17 protein-coding genes and 1 pseudogene are annotated in these 15360 nt (G+C 52.2%); 6 read left to right on the top strand and 12 right to left on the bottom strand.

The genetic code is table 11. The features are described from left to right. Positions 1 to 10 precede the first annotated feature (10 nt). The 9 genes and pseudogenes from AC07ZE_RS29480 to AC07ZE_RS29440 all read right to left on the bottom strand — a co-directional run bounded on the left by AC07ZE_RS29480 (position 11) and on the right by AC07ZE_RS29440 (position 8125). The gene (locus AC07ZE_RS29480) at positions 11 to 2116 is read right to left on the bottom strand and encodes a putative bifunctional diguanylate cyclase/phosphodiesterase (RefSeq protein ID WP_494990435.1); all 2106 of its coding nucleotides are present in this window, start codon (positions 2114 to 2116) and stop codon (positions 11 to 13) included. Between the two features lie 42 nt (positions 2117 to 2158). After that, positions 2159 to 3022 carry a methyl-accepting chemotaxis protein gene (locus AC07ZE_RS29475; protein ID WP_372242194.1) on the bottom strand — a complete coding sequence of 288 codons (864 nt, stop codon included), beginning with the start codon at positions 3020 to 3022 and terminating at the stop codon, positions 2159 to 2161. Continuing rightward, positions 3014 to 3769: pseudogene (locus AC07ZE_RS29470) on the bottom strand (MCP four helix bundle domain-containing protein); the annotation flags it as partial. The pseudogene AC07ZE_RS29470 and the gene AC07ZE_RS29475, both read right to left, overlap by 9 nt. Before the next feature lie 62 nt (positions 3770 to 3831). Then, the gene (locus AC07ZE_RS29465) at positions 3832 to 4323 is read right to left on the bottom strand and encodes a DoxX family protein (protein ID WP_057978301.1); all 492 of its coding nucleotides are present in this window, start codon (positions 4321 to 4323) and stop codon (positions 3832 to 3834) included. A gap of 12 nt (positions 4324 to 4335) precedes the next feature. After that, positions 4336 to 5091 carry an HvfC/BufC N-terminal domain-containing protein gene (locus tag AC07ZE_RS29460; RefSeq protein WP_057978304.1) on the bottom strand — a complete coding sequence of 252 codons (756 nt, stop codon included), beginning with the start codon at positions 5089 to 5091 and terminating at the stop codon, positions 4336 to 4338. After that, positions 5088 to 6017 carry an MNIO family bufferin maturase gene (gene bufB, locus AC07ZE_RS29455; protein WP_082631606.1) on the bottom strand — a complete coding sequence of 310 codons (930 nt, stop codon included), beginning with the start codon at positions 6015 to 6017 and terminating at the stop codon, positions 5088 to 5090. The genes AC07ZE_RS29460 and bufB overlap by 4 nt, the downstream gene beginning before the upstream one ends. A 30-nt stretch (positions 6018 to 6047) precedes the next feature. Next, on the bottom strand, positions 6048 to 6344 hold the full coding sequence (locus AC07ZE_RS29450) for a BufA1 family periplasmic bufferin-type metallophore (protein ID WP_057978306.1): 297 nt from the start codon (positions 6342 to 6344) through the stop codon (positions 6048 to 6050). 659 nt (positions 6345 to 7003) lie between these two features. Next, entirely contained in the window at positions 7004 to 7309 is a 306-nt protein-coding gene (locus tag AC07ZE_RS29445; protein ID WP_202879051.1) for a hypothetical protein, read from the bottom strand. Positions 7310 to 7720: 411 nt separating this feature from the next. Continuing rightward, positions 7721 to 8125 carry a phage infection protein gene (locus tag AC07ZE_RS29440; protein WP_138739451.1) on the bottom strand — a complete coding sequence of 135 codons (405 nt, stop codon included), beginning with the start codon at positions 8123 to 8125 and terminating at the stop codon, positions 7721 to 7723. Between the two features lie 197 nt (positions 8126 to 8322). Here AC07ZE_RS29440 and AC07ZE_RS29435 point away from each other — a divergent pair, with 197 nt between their 5' ends. The 6 genes from AC07ZE_RS29435 to AC07ZE_RS29410 all read left to right on the top strand — a co-directional run bounded on the left by AC07ZE_RS29435 (position 8323) and on the right by AC07ZE_RS29410 (position 12963). Next, complete coding sequence (locus AC07ZE_RS29435) at positions 8323 to 8928, top strand: RNA polymerase sigma factor (RefSeq protein ID WP_057978313.1); 606 nt, start codon at positions 8323 to 8325, stop codon at positions 8926 to 8928. Beyond that, positions 8922 to 9149, top strand: coding sequence for a zf-HC2 domain-containing protein (locus tag AC07ZE_RS29430; protein ID WP_404940907.1), 228 nt, complete (start codon positions 8922 to 8924; stop codon positions 9147 to 9149). Before AC07ZE_RS29435 ends, AC07ZE_RS29430 begins: the two co-directional genes overlap by 7 nt. 709 nt (positions 9150 to 9858) lie before the next feature. Then, entirely contained in the window at positions 9859 to 10557 is a 699-nt protein-coding gene (locus AC07ZE_RS29425; RefSeq protein WP_207267916.1) for a TIGR04282 family arsenosugar biosynthesis glycosyltransferase, read from the top strand. Continuing rightward, entirely contained in the window at positions 10550 to 11251 is a 702-nt protein-coding gene (locus tag AC07ZE_RS29420) for a glycosyltransferase (protein ID WP_207267915.1), read from the top strand. The genes AC07ZE_RS29425 and AC07ZE_RS29420 overlap by 8 nt, the downstream gene beginning before the upstream one ends. Before the next feature lie 25 nt (positions 11252 to 11276). Beyond that, the gene (locus AC07ZE_RS29415) at positions 11277 to 12068 is read left to right on the top strand and encodes a DUF547 domain-containing protein (RefSeq protein WP_137808381.1); all 792 of its coding nucleotides are present in this window, start codon (positions 11277 to 11279) and stop codon (positions 12066 to 12068) included. 19 nt (positions 12069 to 12087) lie between these two features. Further along, entirely contained in the window at positions 12088 to 12963 is an 876-nt protein-coding gene (locus tag AC07ZE_RS29410; protein WP_138739452.1) for a patatin-like phospholipase family protein, read from the top strand. A gap of 128 nt (positions 12964 to 13091) precedes the next feature. Here AC07ZE_RS29410 and AC07ZE_RS29405 read toward each other — a convergent pair whose 3' ends face one another. The 3 genes from AC07ZE_RS29405 to tnpA form a co-directional block, all read right to left on the bottom strand. Continuing rightward, a complete protein-coding gene (locus AC07ZE_RS29405; protein WP_138739459.1) occupies positions 13092 to 14618 on the bottom strand; it encodes an IS66-like element ISPpu19 family transposase in 1527 nt (508 codons plus the stop codon). Positions 14619 to 14679: 61 nt separating this feature from the next. Continuing rightward, positions 14680 to 15015: an IS66 family insertion sequence element accessory protein TnpB gene (tnpB, locus tag AC07ZE_RS29400; protein WP_011600736.1), complete on the bottom strand. Its 336-nt coding sequence runs from the start codon at positions 15013 to 15015 to the stop codon at positions 14680 to 14682. After that, positions 15012 to 15335, bottom strand: a complete 324-nt coding sequence (tnpA, locus tag AC07ZE_RS29395) for an IS66-like element accessory protein TnpA (RefSeq protein ID WP_011600737.1) — start codon at positions 15333 to 15335, stop codon at positions 15012 to 15014. The genes tnpB and tnpA overlap by 4 nt, the downstream gene beginning before the upstream one ends. Positions 15336 to 15360: the final 25 nt, after the last annotated feature.

Raw genomic sequence — 15360 nt, 5'->3', positions numbered from 1 at the left:
GACCTGCCAGCTACCGTTCCTGAGACCCCGCGTGGGTAATTTCCAGCCAGCCATATAGCTCGTGCACCGGCATCGGGCGGCAGATGCCAAACCCTTGTACCAGATCACAGTGATTGATCTTCAGCCAATCCAGTTCGCTGGCTGTTTCGACGCCTTCGGCGACAACCGATAAGCCGAGCTCACGGCACAGCACGATGGTCGAACGCACGATAGCGGCACTTTTTCGTTGTTGGTCAACCTGGGTGATGAAGGATCGATCGATCTTCAGTTCATGGACCGGCAGCGTTCTTACATAGGACAGTGAGGCATTGCCGGCACCATAGTCGTCAATCGAAAGCTTGACGCCCAGCCGAGCGAGGGCGAGCAGGTGCGTGTGTGCCAGTTCGGGGTCGTCCATCAGGGCGCTTTCAGTGATTTCGAGACAGAGCATTTCAGCTGGTAAGGACGTCTGGATTAGCAGCTGTTGTACCTTATTGATGAGTGCTGGGTTAAGCAGGTCGAGTGCTGATATGTTGACCGAGGCCACGATCTCTAATCCGTCGCGCCGCCACTGCGTGGCGTGGCCAACCACCTCACGAATCAGCCAGGGCGTGATCTCGCGAATGAAGCCGGTTTGCTCTGCAAACGGGATAAACAGATCAGGTGTAATCAGCCCCCTGATCGGATGTTGCCAGCGTAACAGTGCTTCAACCCCGCTGATGCGAGCGTTGGCAAGATTCAATTTTGGCTGGTAATAAATGACGAATTCATTTCGCATCAGGGCATCGCGCATCTCGCCGAGTAACGTGAGTTGCTCATGCTGCACCACGTCTTCGAATTCCGCGGCAAATGCATAACTGTCGTGCCGGCGTTTGGCCGCCTTGATTGCCAGGTCGGCGCGCCTGAGCAAGGCGGTGGGGTCATTACCATCGTCTGGATAAAACACTACGCCCAGGCTTACGTCGATATCCAGTCGCTGGCCATCGAGCCGCATCGGCCTGCGTAGCGCGTCCAGAATCATCTGTATGTACCCGGAAATGGCGGATTTATCGCTGCCTTCGTACAGAATGACGAACTCATCACCGCCAAGTCGAGCAACCAGGTGGGACGCGGCAACGCAGGCGAGCAGGCGGGCGGCTATTTCACTAAGCATACGGTCGCCCACTGCATGACCTAGGGCATTGTTAATTGGTGCGAAGCGATCGATATTGAGGATTATCAGGGCGCCATGTTCACCTGCGCTGGCCGTGGCAAGCGCCTCCATGAAATGTGCCCTGTTGGGTAGGTCGGTCAAGCTATCAACATAGGCCAGGCGGGTTATCCGTTCCTCGTGGATCACGATGTTTTTGCGCATCAACGCCAGCGCTCGCAGCAATACCTGCATTTCCGGGCCTCTACCGCGAGGAATGTTCTCGTTGTAATTGCCCGCGGCGATTGTTTCTGCCACGGCGACCGCTTCACCTATGGGTATGACGATGGAGCGCGAGATCAACAAGGCCAGCAGAGCGCCGAGTACCAGCGCGCTGGCCGTAATCGCGACTATTTGCAGGCGTGTGGCAGTGGCGGACTGCTCAAAATGCTCAACCTCCAGGTTCATCAGTGTTTGTTGACGCTCCGTCAGGCGCAATGTGACATCCAGTAGCGCATTCAGTGCAGGGGCTGTGTACAGTTCAAAGTGCGCTTGAGCCTGAGTCAGGCCTTGGATTTCGATAAGCTCGACCGTCTCCTGAAACAAGACACCATAGCGTTGACGCAACTCGGTAGCCTGGGCGATTTGAGATTGCGAGTAGGCCCGACTGTCCGCATGCGCAAGGCTGGCAATTGCAGCATCCGATGCCGTCATGGCCGCGTCCATCTGCGCATAAAGAGGGATTCGTTGATCCCGGTCGGGGGTTTGCAAAAGGCGCAGAAGCTGGATGGCGGCGTATTGCGAGTGCTGGTTCGCGCGCTCGGCGAGTAGGACGAGTCGGGCGGGCTGATCGACGAACTCGTGCATGCTGGCGCCCAGTGTCTCGAGGCGATGTGAGGTCATCACCGAGAGGGCCAGCAAAAGCCCGAGCAGTGCGGAGAACGCCAGGATCAAGCGGTTGCGGATTGAGGCGAACTGGGCGAATCGCTTCAGGGTGAAGCCGATCATGCTGGTGTGCCTCCTTACTAAGCAGGGCTTCCTTGCGCCCGACTACAGGCGAAAGGCGGCAACCGAGGACTGTAATTTTGCGGCTGTTTGCAAGAGTTCGTCGGTGACCGTTGCAAGCTGATCGGTAGCCTGTTTGTTGGTCCTGGCCATCTCGACGATGGTGCGCACGTTGCCAGCAATCGCCTCGCTTTCCCGGGACTGGTCAGCCGCCAGTTCAGTCAGTTGTTCAAGGTTGTCGAGGGAATCCTGGGCATCGATCTGTAACGCCTCCAGCGGGACGGCAATGCTCTGTATCAAGTCCATGCCGTGCTCCATACCGCGCTTGCCCGCGTCGATATCACGGGCCGCATTCTGGGTCTGTTGATTGATCAATGTCATCACTCGGTCAATCTCTCCGGTGACATCCGCGGTGCGATTGGCCAGAGTACGCACTTCATCGGCGACGACCGCGAAGCCTCGACCACTCTCGCCGGCCCTTGCTGCTTCGATAGAGGCATTCAGCGCCAGGAGGTTAGTTTGATCGGCGATTTGGCGGATCAGGCTGACCGCTCCTGCGACTTCTTTGGCGCTCAGACCGAGCCTGGCGACCGATTGGGCCGAGCCGTCGACGGCCGTGGCGATCTGGGCGATTTCCGCGGCAACCACGGTGATGGCTTGAGCACCTTCCTGCGCCAGATCACGGGCCTTGAGGGCTTGGTTGCGGGCGGTCAAAACGTTGCCCGCCATCGTGCCGATACCTTGGGATAACTGGCCGATGGAGCGATCGATAGACCCCGCCAGTTCGCTCTGCAGTGCCGAGTCCACTTTGACCTTGGCTGCTGGGACCTGCAGTTGCTCGGCCGCCGAGTCTACATTTGCTGCGCTGCTCAGGATCGAGCCGATCAACGTGCGCAGGCGCCCGCTCATGCTGCGCATGCCTGCCAACAGTTTGCCGATTTCATCGTTGCCGGCATTGTCGATCGTGTGTCTGAGGTCGCCAACGGCAATCCGGTCTGCCACCATTCGCGCGCGATCCAAAGGTTGAGTGATACTGCGGGTCATATAAATGGCCATCAGCAGACCTGCGATCAACGCGCTGAAGCCCAGGGCGAGCACCAACTGGATTGAGCGTTCGGATGCCTGCATTGCCAATGTCTGGCGTGCGTGCATGGACAGTTGTTGCTGCTCCGCCATTGCCGTCGTTTGCGTCAACAGTGCATTGAGTGCGCTGCGGGTCGGCCCCGTCATAAGCTGCACGGCCGAGGCTCGCTCGCCCACTTCCAGCTCCTCTACAGTGGCACTGAAGTGCATTTCGTAGTCCTTGCGCAGGCTTTCCAGGCGGGCGAGCATAGCCTGCGACTCAGGTTCGGTCATCAATGCGCGAAATCCCCGCAGCGCTTGATCGATCTCGGTGTTCTGCGCGTCGATCTCCTGATAGATGGCGGTACGCTGTTCGCGGTCTTCAAGGACGAAGAGCAAAAGTAAGCGACTAGCAGCCGTTTCAGCGTGCAGGTTGATGGCTGAGGCCTGCTCGGCACGCGCGGCATCCCCTTCGACCACGTCGTGCATGCTCTGAGCCTGCAGGTCGAAACGTTGCAGACTGATGAGGACGATGGCCAAAAGAAATATGAGGACGATGGCATAGCTGATCGTCAGGCGTTGTCGAATGCTCATCGCAGTGTTTCTTTATGCATGTCGTTGTCGCTCCATGAGGCTGGTGCACTTCCTTGCGGCATTTATCGGCTGAATTTCCGTGCAATGAAGTGATCCAGAGCAACAGCACCAGGACCTTTCGCCAGCAACAGCAACAGCACCGTGGCCCATACACCATGGGTAGGGTACGCATCCGGATAGACCAACAGCTGGATAGTCAGCGTCATGATCAACAAGGCCAGAGCGGAAAAACGCGTGGCTAAGCCAATTAAGATCATTAATGGGAAGAAATGCTCCGCAAAAGCCGCCATGATGGCCGCCGATTCGGGAGCAATCAACGGTAGTCGATACTCTTCTTTAAACAAAAGCACCGCCGACTCAGCCAATCTTGGCAGCCCGAATTGAAACTCTCCAGATACTATGTCGAGAGCTAGGCCTTGCACTTTGGTCTCTCCAGATTTCCAGAAAATGGCCGCAATAGAAAAGCGTCCTAGCAAGGCGATCAACCAATAAGGCGTACGCTCAAATTGCTCAATAAACCATTTGATCAGTTTCACTACGCGGGCTTCATGCATTGAGAACTATTCCTAAATATTGTAACGAATGATGGCACCGTAGCGGAGCATCAGCGCCAATGTCGTCTCAAGGTTAAAAGGGACGTCCGTAGAAACCGCATCAGCGAAGACAGCACCGCGGTGCAAATTTTCGATGAACTCCGCAGCACCGTGTTCTATGCGGACAACTACTACATCTAAATCTTGACGAATTAGCATGGCTGCTTCAGAAACATCCGGGTGTATGCTCCCTAAGGTGTTCTCCGGCGACAGATCTTGATGGGCCGCCCAGAGAGAAACCACGGCATATCGCGAACGCACTACATTGATAGATGGATGCAGAGTGAAACGCACCTGTGACAGGGTCATTTCATTGCTTAACAACTTAGACAGTTCTGATATCGCTAAAGACCCCTCCTCAGCTGCGTGGTAGGTCTGTACATAGCCTACTTCTAGGCGTGCAAGATCTCCCAGATAAGGCAGCGCGGAAGCTGGTGCAAAGTCACACACGTAGCTAGGGAACAAGTCACCGTACAAGGTTAGTACTGGTGAGCGGGGAGGATGGGCGCGCACGAACTGACCAGCCATAGCGCGGAAAAACGCCTCTCCGACGAGTGCTTGGGTGACGGGGAAGGTATCGGCCAAAGCATCGATTAGGGAAACAATGACGTTATTTCTGTAAACCGCAAAACGCTGGGACGGGTCAGAGCCGTTCCAGGTAGTTAAGCCTGACGGGCAAACGGCCGCTTCCTGCATTAAGCTTTCAGCAAAATCATCGTGAGCGCTCATACAGATGCCTTCTTTGGCTCTGTAGGGGATGGCAGGGCCGGAAATAGCCGCCGAGTGATTGCGTCGGCTTGTTGAGCTTCGCTCAGTAACACCCTTAATTCAGGGATATCATTGTCGCGTTCGATCAAGGTCGGTTTCGGGCCAGTCAACCCCAAGGTAAATGCATAGAGTTCCCACACAACTTTCGCAATCGGCGCGCCATGATTGTCAATTAGCAGCGGCGCTCCTTTCGTGTCTACCTCCTCAGCAAACCCTGCCAAGTGAATTTCACCCACTGCGTCGAGAGGCAAACCTAAGATGTACTCTCGTGCATCACCTCCGTGATTGACGCTGGATACATGTACATTGTTGACATCGAGCAAGAGCCCGCAGCCAGTACGACGTATGACTTGGTTTATAAACTCACTTTCGGTCATGGTCGAGGCTGTGTACTGAACGTAAGTGGCCGGGTTTTCGAGCAACATAGGCCGCCCCAAGCGCTCTTGCACACGGTCTATCTGCTCACACACGTGCGAGAGACTGAGCGCTGTGTAGGGTAGTGGTAGCAGGTCGTTGAGGTACGTGCCGCCATGACTGGACCAAGCGAGATGTTCGGAGAATGCTTCTGGCTGGTAGCGATTTAGCAGTATGGCCAACCGAGAGAGGTGTTCTTCATCAAGTGGGGCTTGCCCACCAATGGATAGACCTACGCCGTGGATAGACAGTGGATAGCGCGATCGAATTATTTCCAGGTAATGGTGAAATGGCCCGCCTGCGACCATGTAATTTTCGGCATGGATCTCAAAGAAACCTAAGTCTGGTTGCTCTGAAATTACCTCGCGAAAGTGTTCAGGCTTCAAGCCGATACCGGCACGGCATGGCAGCCTGGTGGAAGCTGTATGGGCAGCATCCACCAGGCACAGTCTATCGCTAGGAGATTGAATCATAGGAACGCTCCGCGACCGTTTAATTACTAATCAGGCTTTCTTTTCCTTGAACTCCTGATATTGACCAAAGCCAGTTGGAGAAGTGGGCGATGCCGTTTGTTCGCAAGTCCCCTTGGGTACCATGGACCAAGAATTACCCTGATAGTTGATTTTCGAGGTTCCCGCACAGGACGTGCCCGCGCCAGCCTTGCAATCATTCTTTCCTTTAAGGGCTACACCGAAACACTTTTCACCGTCAGCGGCGTGGGCGATGGTCGGCATTGCAGCAGCGGCTAAAGCGGCGCTCAACGCCAAGGCCAAGGTAGCGGAGGTCATTGTCTTATTCATGAGTCAGTTCCTTTAGGTCAGGATTGGGTTACGGTGATTTGCTTATACTATTTGCCCTATGCGCTTTAGAGATCTCAAGCTGCGGTTTGTTACAAGCAGAAATTCTTAATTGTGGCATGAGTATCATCAGGGTAAGTCATTAGCCACCGCTGGCAAGACGACGGCCGACCGATCGCGGCTGAGTTTAGCTGCGACGGATCAAACGTTGCTTAGCGTCCTAGTCGGGTGAGCGACCCTGGCGAGGCTTTTGAGTCGAATTCCTGAATCGTCGGTTATAAGGAATGATCAAGTAGGTTTCGCGAGCTGATCTTTTTGGTGCAAAATGCTCAATTAGCTCGGTAGCTTACTAAATAGGTCTCAAGTTCAGACGAGACCTGGCCATTGTCGCACTGTCGGGCAGGGTGATCTTAAGACAGAAAAAATTCGGCTTTATGCTGAAGGTGTCTAGTTGAGTACTCGGAGATAATTTCCATTTTTTCGAGCCAATAAAATACTCTACTAAAAGCTTATAACAGAAAATATTGACGCCAAGTCATATCGTACATGGCCCGTATTCGAATACGGGCCATGTCGGTGTGACAAGTTGTATTGCACGTCAAATGCTCGAATGCTTCTTTGACGCGGAGCAGGAATGCCCTTATTGAACCTCTATCTCGAAGTTATTTTTTCTTCGCTGCACAAGGAGCCTTAGCGGCGCAAGGATTGGCTGCGCACGGATTTTTTGCCGCGCATGGGTTCTTACCAGCACAAGGGTTTTTAGTGGTTTTCATGCTTGCAGCACACGGTTTTTTTGCAGCACAAGGATTTGCCATGGCTGCCGCGGGAGCTTTTGCCGCGCAAGGATTACAAGGGGTAGCAGCCATCACTGGACCAGCGAGGGATGCGGCAAGCACTGCCGCAGATACCATTGCAGCCAAAGGCTTGGCGATTTTCAGAGATACCGTGGATTCTTGAAATTTTTTCATTGTGTTTCTCCTGACGGGCAAAAATCTAATTAGGTGCAATGACATTCGTTGCCACTCACAGCTAGTCAGATGATTCTGCTGGTTTGTTGTTACAAAAAAAACGAGAAATAAATTACAGCCCCTAACGGGCCATGCCTGGTTCAATAAAAATTTGCTAGCATAGGTGCAAGAATTTCTGACTGCCGTCGCGACAGGGAAGACAAAACACCACCAAATAGTCCGTTAATTCCGACTAAGAAAATCCCCCGATGAGTAATTAATTCGGATTAAATTAATATTCTTCGCATGTCCTGTGTCTTTTTATCAAAACAAACGCCTTGTTGTATGGCCACTGCGTGTTAGATTACAGCTGGAATGAGGGGCTGACATGCCTATCACTGCAGTGGCTATTGGTTAAGCGCTGGAAGCTACTCACCCCACTAAAGTCTGCGGGTTTGCGGAGCTCGCCAGTTCTGTTGGTGGCCGTTCGAATAGTTGTTGGCGTCGCTCTAACAGACGATCGCTGCCGCCCTCGGCGATCTTCGCGCGCTGCTCAAGCAATCGGTCACTACCACCCTCAGCGACTTTCTCACGCCGTTCAAGCAATCGGTCACTACCGCCCTCAGCGACTTTCTCACGCCGTTCAAGCAGCCGATCACTACCGCCCTCGGCGACCTTTGTGCGCTGCTCAAGCAATCGATCGCTACCTCCCTCTGCAAGACTGTGTTGAGCGGCGACTTGGCGTTGATGTTCGCTCAGGGTTTGAAGGGCCATAGCACCTGTCGCGATGATCAACCCGATGGTTAGAAGTCTCAGGGAGCCTGTATACGTTTTCATGACGTCATCCTCCTTCGGATGTGACTGTCATGAATAGGATGACGCGCCGAGCTCGTCGTTACAGCTAATGCCGTTATTTCTATAACCTTAGAAATGACCTGTAACAAACCCTGCCTCGGAACACTCAATTGATGAGGGCATTGTCCTGTAGCTCATTTGGCCACTATGCTTGGCACCGCCATGACTAGGAGAGTGAGATGGACGACGAACAGGAAATGATCCAACGCTTAAAGCGTGGAGACCCAGCGGCGTGTGAGACGGCAATCAAAGCTCATCATCGTTTTTTGATTGCCATGACGGTCCCTTTGGTCGGTCGTGATCTGGCTGATGACGTGGCTCAGGAGACATGGATCAAAGCTTTTGCAGCTGTTGAAAAATTTGAAGGTAGATCGGCGTTTCGTACGTGGCTAGCGAGAATTGCGCTCAATGAGGCTAGAGCGATGCGTCGCAAGTACAGTCGTGAGGTTTCTCTAGACAGTTGGGGAGTAGATCCTGGTTCCCCTATAACTCAACGCTTCACTGAAGACGGGGCCTGGAGCACGCCTCCATCGCAATGGCACCATGAGACGCCAGAGGAGATCCTTACGGAAGCTGAGTTGCAAGAATGTATTCGTAAGCACTTGCACAAGCTTCCAAGTGATCAGCAATCGGTAGTCATGATGCGAGAGCTTGCAGGACTTGAGTTTAATGAAATTGCTCATTCATTGGGTCTTGCAGAGGGTAATATTCGTGTGTTGTTACACCGTGGACGACAACGAATGCATACAATGCTTGAGCACTTTGAGGAGGAAGGGACATGTTGACGTGTCGCGAAATGTCAGAACTTGGCTCAGATATTATTGATCATCGACTAACCTTTAAAACGCGTCTCGGGGTACTTATGCATTTAAGTATGTGTGCACGCTGCCGCATTTATATAAAACAGCTAGAGTTAACCTCAAACACACTTAAAAAAATCTCTATCGATGACGAATATGTCGATACAGACTCCATACTGAAGTCTGTCCGCAAGCCTGACGACTGAGTTTGGAGGCTTCAAGCAATGACATTGATGCGGAAAATAAGTGTGTATAATCTAAACCTCCTGCGTGGTGATGCCGCAATAGTGCGTCTGCGTGGGTGGCCACCTACGTGGACCCGCAAGCAGTATACAGATTTCGCTTGTTGTGCATTATTTTTTAGAGTTACTGAGACTAACTCTCTTTCGACTTTTAGTAGTGTTGGGGTTTGAATTAATCATGTTTCTAGATTGCACTTCCGAACTGTCCATTCTTTAGGGTCTCAATACAGCGTTCGCGTGATGGGTAAATTAATGGTTATAGTTTTTCGCTAATTAATCATCAACATATTCATTCTGCTATGACAGGTGCTGCGCGTTATTGCTTTACTGGTGTATTAGCACGATTTCAGGTTGATATTTAGGCTGATCTCCTTGCGTGCAGCAATGCGGCAACCTGTTAATCACTTACAATGTTAGTGCAGCCGAAATTGCGAGATGAATCTGCTGCCAGTCTTTAGCTCTTGTCCTTCTGAATCGGACATTATCATTTTCACAAGATGCAGGACCGTAAGCCGCCCTTAGAGCATACTGAGCTGCGCGAGGGAGGGGAGAGAGCGGAAATTTTTACTGTGGCCGTAACATTTTCAAACCTTTTCTATCTGATGTAGATAGCCGCGCTCCATACTGGGTTGAATGGAGGCTTTTTTGTTCAACGTAAACGACGGAGATCTGTATGACCCATAGCTTTTTCGAGCAGGCTCCTACACCGACGCCAACGCTGGTGCTGGTTTGTAAGCGACCCTCCCTAGGTTTCGGTAAGCAACGGCTTGCAGCCCAGATAGGCATAGAGCGTGCGTACGTGGTCGCTGAGTGCTTGCTCGACTGTGGTGTTGAAGATCTGTATCAATGGCCTGGTAATACCATAATTGCACCTGATCATGCCGATCATCTCGGCTGGGCAAAATCGAGGGCACCTTTTGCTCAATGCATACCCCAAGCTCAAGGAAATCTCGGTGAACGATTAAATACCCTTGACCAGACACTTCGAACTCAAAGCCATGAGTGTTTAATTTTCATTGGTAGTGATTCGCCGGCAATCACGCTGACAGACTATCAAAATGTGCTCAACGCGCTCTGTGAGCACGATACAGTGTTAATCAACGCTCGTGATGGAGGTGTTGTGCTTATGGCCTCATCCAAACCGTGGCCAAGCCTAGTAAATCTACCGTGGAGTACTGCGAGTTTAGGAGGTGCACTTCGAAGCACCTGTCTAGATAACGGTCACTCTGTTGTGTGTATCGGTGAATGCTTCGACATTGATGAAGCAATAGACTTCGATATATTACGCTCAAGTTTAAAGTTTGATTTGCGTCCCGCAAGATTGCGATTGATTGAAGCGATTTCTGACCTTAAAGGAGCACTTTGTGACTAACCACAATCGCCTCAGTGTGGTGATCCCTTGCTTGCATGATGAACTGGAGCTTCCAAGACTGCTCACCGAACTAGCTGAGTGCTCTTTCACAAGTCTCACTGAGTTGCAGGTGATAGTCGTCGATTCTGGAAATAGTGAGCTCTGTCGAGAAATCTGCCGGAACCACAATGCAACATGGGTTTCATCTCAACCTAATCGTGGGCTTCAACTGCGTTTCGGTGCAAGTTTGGCGGAATCTGAATTGCTGTGGTTCTTGCATGCTGATGCTAAGCTCACTGGTGATCCTATCGGCAATATAAGAATCGCTCTACAGAATGGTGCAATGGGGGGCTATTTTGCTTTTCGCTTTGCAGGCAAGCCTGAGTGGCAAGGACGTCTGCTTGAGTATCTAATCAACTTGCGAAATACGTTCGGAGTTCCCTATGGTGACCAAGGTATTTTCGTTCGACGATCAGCTTACTTGGCGGCGGGACAACATGCCTCCTGGCCATTGTTCGAAGAGGTCCCTCTCATCAAAGGACTTCGAGGTTTAGGTAGAGTCGATAAAGTCAGTCAAGGTTTATTAGTCAATCCTCGTCGCTGGCAGCGCGACGGTTGGTGGCGTCGATCACTAAAAAACCGAGTGCTCGCTCTCGGTTTTGCATTAGGTATTCCTGCAGTTCGTCTAGCCAAATTCTATGCTAAAAAAAGTTAGCGTCAACTTCCTCAAAGGTAAAATAATGCGCTATCTAATGATTGGGTTTTTGCTTTGTGTTAGCGGTCTGACACATGCACAAACAACATACGACCACCGAAATTTAAGATGGAACACATTGCTTCAGAATAACGTCCACTGGGTTCGTGGCGGACTTGCCAGCGAGGTCGATTACTCTGGCTTCAAGCGAGATGAAAAAGACCTCACAGATTTCTTAGATGAACTGTCAACGGTCAGCCGGCAAGAATTTGATGCCTGGAGTAAATATCAACAGTTAGCTTTCCTTCTTAATGCGTACAACGCTTTCACCGTTAAATTGGTTCTCGAACACTACCCAGTCAAATCGATCAAGGATGTTGGTAGTATCTTCCAGAGCCCATGGAGTCAGGCGTTTATTCCCCTTCTGGGGCAAACCATAAGTCTCGACTATCTTGAACATTCTTTGATCCGACGACCTGGTGTGTATAACGATCCTCGTATTCATTTCGCGGTAAATTGCGCTTCCATAGGCTGCCCTGCGCTTCGTAATGAGGCATTTAATGCAAATCAACTGGACACACAACTTGCGGACGGACAGAGACGGTTTCTCAGCGACCGGACCCGAAACAGATTCAATCCCAAGACCGGCAGATTGGAGCTTTCCAAAATATTTGATTGGTATGGTCAAGACTTCGCGGGTAAGTGGGGGTCTCTAGAAAAATTTCTGAGTCTCAATGACCAATTGTTGACTGATGAACCTTCGGTTCGGGAGCGAATAGAGCAAGGCATTCAACTAGACTTTCTTGAATACGATTGGTCGTTAAATCAATCGAGTTGAAATGACATGGAGTATCCGCATGAAAAACAATAAAACTGCACTCGTTCTCGCCGGAGGCGGCAGCTTAGGGGCTGTTCAGGTAGGTATGCTCCGGGCGCTAGTAGAAGCAAAAATATCGTTCGACATGGTTGTAGGTGCCTCAGTTGGCGCTATCAATGGCGCATATTTTGCTTCTAAACCAACTGAAGAAGGTATAGCCGAGCTCGCCGATATCTGGCGCGGTTTGCGAAGAACAGATATATTTCCACTTTCAATGCTGGACACCCTAACTGCGCTGATCACTCATCGAGGCTATCTGATTGAGCCTTCAGCATTGAAGCGATTGGTAGCTCGGGCACTACCCGTAAAACTCATAGAAAATACCCAGCTACCACTGCATATAGTAACCACCGATTTGCTCAGTGGCGCTGAAGTCCTTTTGTCCAGTGGTGATGTCGAATTTGCGTTACTTGCCAGCGCTGCGATTCCATTGGTATTTCCTTATGTACAGATCGCAGATAAGCTATTGATAGACGGTGGAGTGGCAAGTAACACACCCATCGCAAGTGCTATAGGGCTGGGTGCGACTCGGGTCATTGTAGTGCCAACAGGCTTTGGTTGTGCGTGTATCAAACCACCAATTGGCCTGGTTGCGTTAGCTTTACACAGCATAAACCTGATGAGCATGCGACAGTTGGTACGTGATATAGAACTTTTCTCTTCACGTGCCAATATTCATGTAGTGGCTCCACTGTGCCCACTAGGTGTTTCTGTATTTGACTTCAATCAAACAGAGCTTCTGCTTCAGAGGGCTTACGCACAGACTATAAGCTGGCTAGAGGCCGGAGGTTTAGAGTCATCTGGTGTGCCGGATTCACTTCAGGCGCATACTCACGCTGAGATGCATTTGTTCTGATTACTTTAACTAATGGTACGCGAGCGGCGAAGCTACTCTGCGTTATTACGTCGGCTGCCTCTTATGTGGCAACAACTCGTCTACTCGACTGATTTTTTGTATGCGTCCGGGCATCACGTCTTGCGTGATTAAACCGGCTGCCACTTATGCGGAAGCAACTGCTCAATTTCACTCGCCCGCTGCGTCGGCAGGCGCGTGAGAACATCCTTTAGATAGGCGTACGGATCATGGCCATTCAGCCGTGCTGACTGGATCAAACTCATGATCGCCGCAGCCCGTTTTCCGCTGCGTAGTGACCCGGCGAAGAGCCAGTTCTTGCGTCCAAGAGCCCATGGCCGGATCTGGTTCTCCGCCCAATTATTATCAATGGGAACCGCCCCGTCATCGAGGTAGCGCGACAGCGCTGCCCAGCGTTTGAGGCTGTAATCGAGTGCTCTGCTTATAGCCGACCCTTCGGGCACAACATCACGCTGCGCGATCATCCAGGCATGCAACCTATCCATCACCGGTACGGCTTTTTCTTGCCGTATTCGGCGCCTTAAATTCGGCTCCAGGTCGCGCACTTCGCTCTCGACTTCGTACAACAGCTGGATGTAGCGCAGGGCCTGCTCGGCGATCTGGCTCTTGTTGGTTGCGTGCAACTCGAAGAACTTGCGCCGGGCATGGGCCATGCAGCCGATCTCGGTCACGCCGAGTTCGAAGCTGGCCTTGTAACCGCCAAAATCATCGCAGACCAACTTGCCTTTCCAGCCTTGCAGGAAGTTACGAGCATGCTCGCCGGCGCGGCTGGGGCTGAAGTCGTAGACAACAGCGGCTGTCTCGCAGAACTGGCTGGTGGCGTACGCCCAAACATAAGATCGGTGAGTTTTTTTCGAGCCTGGAGCAAGCATTTGCACGGGTGTTTCATCCGCGTGCATGACCTGTTGCCCGATCACTACGTCCCGCAAGGCATCGACCAAGGGCTGCAACTGCACGCCTGTCATGCCAACCCACTGAGCCAGCGTGGAGCGTGGAATCGCCAAGCCGGCACGACCAAAAATCGATTCCTGACGGTAAAGCGGAAGATGGTCAGCGAACTTCGCAATCATGACGTGAGCAAGTAACCCGGCCGTCGGGATGCCCTTGTCGATGACCTGCGCCGGCACCGGCGCCTGGATCAGCGTTTCGCAGTCATCGCAAACCCACTTGCCACGAACATGGCGCTCAACGGTAAACACACCCGGCGTGTAGTCCAGCTTTTCACTGACATCTTCACCGATGCGCTTCAGTGCGCAGCCGCATGGGCAGTGAGTGTTGTCCGGCTCGTGATGGATCAACGTGCGTGGGAACTCTGCCGGGAATGCCGTGCGCTTGGGCTTTTGCTTTTCCTCGGTCGCTGCTGGTGCTATTTGCAACGCCTGAAGCTCGGCCTCAATCGCCGCGATATCAGTATCGATTAGGTCATCAAGCAGGCTGGCCTGATCAGGACTCATCTGCTCGCTGCGCTTGGCAAACTTCAAACGCTTGAGCTGTGCGATCTCGTGGGTCAGCTTCTCGATCACCGTTTGATCGCGGTTGATCTTCTTGCCCATGGTCTCGACTTGCGACAGCAATTGCGCAGCGAATGCACGCAGTTGGTCGGGAGTCATTTGATCGAGATTAGGCGAGGAAGTCATGCCTTGGATTTTACCAAAGCAGACCGTCTGCGACAGCAAACCAAGATGCTAATTACAGTTTCTAAAGCACCGTGATTGCACCGCCAGCGCCAACCCGTTGCCAAGGCAGGCCAAGCAACAGGGCCTGAAGTTGCTCTGTATCCAACTGCAATTCACTGCCTTGCCGAACACCTGGCCAATGGAATTTACCTTGGTTCAAGCGACGTGCCGCCAGCCAGACGCCAATCCCATCGTGTACCAGCACTTTGACCCGAGTCGCACGGCGATTGGTAAACAGATAGGCGCAGTGCGGCTTCGCCGCACCGAACACCGCGATCACTCTGGCCAGCGCCGTTTCAGTTCCGGCGCGCATGTCCATGGGCTCGGTGGCAAGCCAGATGGCGTCGATGCGGATCATCGCAAAAGGTCTCGAAGGAATGCGGCACAGGCAGCAGCATTATCGGTTGGCCAGTTCACTTTGACGGTGCCGCGCGGGTGCAGAATCTCAATGCTGATATTCGCTGAGGATCCGTGGGCTGTTTCGTGTATAGGCAACGGGATGAATGCAGGTTGGAGCGCCGTGCTTTTCTGCGCTTGCACCCGAATCCATTTGTGGACGAGGTTCGCGTTGAGGCTATGGCTAAGGGCAACGCTGGCAATCGAAGCGCCGGGTTGGACACACTCTTGAATGACCCGGGCCTTGAAGGATTTGGAATACGAACGGCGTGTCGGCTGCATGAAATACCCGCTTAAAAGGCTAGAA

Source organism: Pseudomonas sp. GW101-3H06, from assembly GCF_059424605.1.
The sequence above is the reverse complement of the archived record's forward strand: the minus strand, read 5'-3'. Positions and strand labels throughout refer to the sequence as shown.